5 protein-coding genes are annotated in these 3,842 nt (G+C 65.8%); all 5 read right to left on the bottom strand.

Going from position 1 to position 3,842, the window contains the following annotated elements; translation table 11 throughout:
- Positions 1–1,339: heme lyase CcmF/NrfE family subunit (locus EOA28_RS28050; protein ID WP_148670893.1), on the bottom strand; the 1,339-nt coding region annotated here is incomplete at its 3' end.
- Positions 1,339–1,782 (bottom strand): cytochrome c maturation protein CcmE, encoded by a 444-nt coding sequence (gene ccmE / locus EOA28_RS28045; protein ID WP_042642035.1) that lies wholly within the window; start codon positions 1,780–1,782, stop codon positions 1,339–1,341. The genes ccmE and EOA28_RS28050, both read right to left, overlap by 1 nt.
- 3 nt (positions 1,783–1,785) lie before the next feature.
- Positions 1,786–2,922 carry a c-type cytochrome biogenesis protein CcmI gene (ccmI, locus tag EOA28_RS28040; protein WP_127250898.1) on the bottom strand — a complete coding sequence of 379 codons (1,137 nt, stop codon included), beginning with the start codon at positions 2,920–2,922 and terminating at the stop codon, positions 1,786–1,788.
- A gap of 108 nt (positions 2,923–3,030) precedes the next feature.
- On the bottom strand, positions 3,031–3,468 hold the full coding sequence (locus tag EOA28_RS28035) for a hypothetical protein (protein ID WP_127250899.1): 438 nt from the start codon (positions 3,466–3,468) through the stop codon (positions 3,031–3,033).
- A gap of 164 nt (positions 3,469–3,632) precedes the next feature.
- Positions 3,633–3,842 (bottom strand): ATP-binding protein (locus tag EOA28_RS28030; protein ID WP_245501609.1); only part of this gene is annotated, 210 nt, incomplete at its 5' end.

Below are 3,842 nucleotides of genomic sequence, written 5' to 3'. Positions count from 1 at the left end.
CCGAGGCGCCGTCGATGAACAGGCCGGTGACCAGCATCGCGGCAATCGCGAGCGCAAAGGCCGCCATCAGCCGCTGCGAGGCGGCAATCACATCACCGCGCTTCCAGGCGAGCAGCGGGCCGAACGGCACGATCGCCAGCAGCGGCAGCATCAGCGGGCCGAAAGTCAGATCGAAGAAGGGCGCGCCGACCGAGATCTTGCCGCCGGTGAGCGCTTCGAGCGCCAGCGGGTAGAGCGTGCCGACCAGCACCGTCGCGGTGGCGGTGGTGAGAAAGAGGTTGTTGAGGACCAGCGCGCCCTCGCGCGAGATCGGGTGGAACAAGCCGCCGGCCGTCAGGCTGGAGGCGCGCAACGCAAACAGCGCCAACGAGCCACCGATGAACAAAGTCAGGATGCACAGGATGAAGACGCCGCGCGCCGGGTCGGTGGCGAAGGCGTGCACGGAGGTCAGCACGCCCGAACGCACCAGGAAAGTACCGAGCAGCGACAGCGAGAAGGTGAGGATGGCAAGCAGCAGCGTCCAGATCTTCAGCGCCGAGCGCTTCTCCATGACGATGGCCGAATGGAGCAGCGCCGTGCCGGCGAGCCAGGGCATGAAGGAGGCGTTCTCGACCGGATCCCAGAACCAGAAACCGCCCCAGCCGAGCTCGTAATAGGCCCAGTAGGAACCCATGGCGATGCCGCCGGTGAGGAACATCCAGGCGACCAGCGTCCATGGCCGCACCCAGCGCGCCCAGGAGGCGTCGATGCGGCCCTCGATCAGCGCCGCGACCGAGAAGGAAAAGCAGACCGAGAAGCCGACATAGCCGAGATAGAGCAGCGGCGGGTGGATGGCGAGGCCGAGGTCCTGCAGGACCGGATTGAGGTCGCGCCCCTCGACCGGCGCCGGATTGAGGCGGATGAACGGGTTGGAGGTCGTCAGGATGAACAGGAAGAAGGCCGCGCCGATCATGCCTTGCACGGCAAGCACATTGGCCTTGAGCGTCGCCGGCCGATTGTTGCCGAAGACGGCGACGAGCGCGCCGAAGAAGGTCAGGATCAGCACCCACAGAAGCATCGAGCCTTCGTGGTTTCCCCAGGTGCCGGTGATCTTGTAGATCATCGGCTGCAGCGAATGGGAATTTTCCCAGACGTTGGCCACCGAGAAGTCCGAGCCGGCATAGGCGCTTGCAAGGGCCGTGAAGGACAGCGCCGTAAGCGCGAACCCGGTGACGGTCACCGGGCCGCCGACCGCCATCAGCCGCTGATTGCCGGTGCGGGCGCCGACCAGCGGTACCAGCATCTGCACCAGCGACAGCGCGAAGGCGAGCACAAGCGCGAAATGTCCGGTCTCAACCATTATTGGCTCTTGCTTTCCACCCAGACGCCCTTGGCCTTCAGGCCGTCGGCGACTTCCTTCGGCATATAGCGCTCGTCATGCTTGGCCAAGACGCTGTCGGCGACGAAAACCCCGTCCGGACCGAAAGCGCCTTCGGTTATGACGCCCTGCCCCTCGCGGAAGAGATCGGGCAGGATGCCGGTATAGGTCACCTTCACCGATTTCTGCGTGTCGGTGACCGAGAAGGCGACAGTTGCGCCGCTGCCGCGCACGACGGTGCCGTTTTCGACGAGGCCGCCAAGGCGGATGCGCTGTCCGGGCGGGACGCTTGCCGTCGCCAGTTCTGCCGGCATGTAGAAATAGGAGGCCTTCTGGCCGAGCGCGTAGAAGGTGAGTCCGGCGGCCGCGGCGAGGAAGGCCAGCCCCGCCACGATCACCGACAATCGCTTCTGCTTGCGCGTCATCTCTTACTCCGTCGCCGTCACGCCGAGGGAGGCGGCGAAGGCGGTGAACTTCTTGGCTTGCTCGCTGTCGGCCCCAAAGGCGGCGACAGCGCGGCCGAGCGCCTCGCGCGCCTGATCGGGCTTGCCGAGCACGGCATAGGAACGAATGAGGCGCATCCATCCTTCCTCGTCGCGGGGATTCCGCTTCAATTTGTCGTCGAGGCCCGCGACCATCGTTTCGATCATCGCCTGCCGGTCCTGCGGCGACATCTGCTGCGCGGCTTCCATCTGCTGGGCATCCGGCCCGCTCGCCGGCGCGCCCGCCGCGACCGCCGGCTGGCCAGCCTCGGCAAGCGCCTGCTGGACGGCGCTGCGCCAAGGCGAATCCGGCGGAAGCTGGCCGAGCATCTTTTGCCAGGCGGCGACAGCCTCGTCCTTCCTGCCTTCCTGGGCAAGGCCGACGCCCAGGTAGAAATTCGCCTTGGCATTGGCCGGATCGAGCTTGAGAGCCGCCTCAAAGGCGTTTTGCGCATCGGCCGAAACGATGCCGCCGGCAGCACTCGCGATCGCCTCGCCGAGACCAGCCTGGCGCACCGCGCTGTCGCCGTCGAGGCGAATGGCGTTGCGGTAGGCGGTTATCGCGTCGGGAAAGCGCTGCAGGCGAAGATAGATCGGCGCCAGCACGTCCCAGCCCTTGCCGTCCGACGGATTGGCGGCGAGATGCGCTTCGGCGCGTGCGACCAGCTCGTCGACCGAGGAATCGGCGGGATTCTTGGCGAGACGTTCGGCCAGAGGCTGCGAAGGCAGATCGGGCGAGCCGAGCACGCCGTACAGCCCCCAGCTCAGTAGCGGAACGGCAAGCACGGCCAGGCTGGCGACCAACCTGATGCCGCGGGAGGAGGAGGCGCTGGCGGAGGCCGGCCGCTCGGCCGCGCCGAGACGCAGGATGCGGCGGCCGATCTCGGCGCGCGCCTCCTCGGCCTCGCCCGGCTGGATCAGGCCGCGCGCCACGTCGCGATCCAATTCGGAAAGCTGGTCGCGATAGACTTCGAGGTCGTGGTCGCCAGGCGCCGATGCACCCTTCATGCCGCCGGTGAGCGGCAATAGCACCGCCAGGCTGGCGCCCAGCGTGAGGATTGCGGCTACGACCCAGAACAGCATGGCTCTTCCAATAAAGGCAGAGCCCTGCCCTGCCAACACAAGCATACTGCGACGCTTTGACGGCGGATGCTCTGTCCGGCCTTGATGTATATCAAATGGGCCGATTTATCAGGTCAGCGGCGTCCAACTGCCGTCGGCGTTGCGGCAGGCGGTGCCGCGCGCGGTGACGCCCGCGCCGCCGTTGAAGACGGTGTGGGTGTACTGGCGGCAATCCTGGGAGCCGACCCGATAAGGCTGGGCCGCGACCACCTCGCCATAATGGGAGGCGTTGTCGCCCTTCCATGTCACCTTCTGGCCGCTGGTGTTGTATTCCAGCGCCTTGTACTCCGCCTCCAGCCCCTTGCGCTTTTCGGCGTCGCTCAGGCCCGAGCCGATCGACCCGCCGATAAGCCCGCCATTCATCGCCGAGACGATGCTGGTCGACACCTTGCCGCCGGCGGGCGGCGTCGAAACAGGCGTGACCGGGGAGGTTGGACCGCCCCTGCCGAGTGTCGTGCAGCCGGAAACGGCGAGCAGGGCGGAAACGAGCGCGACGCGGATCTTCATGCCAACAACCGGTTCTCTTGAGCGGGATGAGCTTCTTGAGCGAAATGGACTTCTTGAGAGAGATGGTTAGGCGACCGCGCCATCAGGGAAGCATTCTGGCCATAGTGTTGATATTTGTCGGAAATTTGGCCGTCAGGCCCCTGCTCGCAAATCGATAAAAAACATCATTGAAGGCTCCGCAATCTCACTACCGCCCTCAAGCCGCCCATGCCCGACCGTTCCAGCGCCAGCGAGCCTCCATACTCGTTGACGAGGTCGGCGACAATGGCAAGGCCAAGCCCCGTTCCCGGCTTCGTCTCGTCCAGTCTCTTGCCACGTTTCAACACCTCTCGCGCGCTGTCTTCGGGAATGCCCGGACCGTCATCCTCTATAAC

The sequence above is a fragment of the Mesorhizobium sp. M2A.F.Ca.ET.067.02.1.1 genome (assembly GCF_004023285.1).
GTDB lineage: Bacteria > Pseudomonadota > Alphaproteobacteria > Rhizobiales > Rhizobiaceae > Mesorhizobium.
The sequence above is the reverse complement of the archived record's forward strand: the minus strand, read 5'-3'. Positions and strand labels throughout refer to the sequence as shown.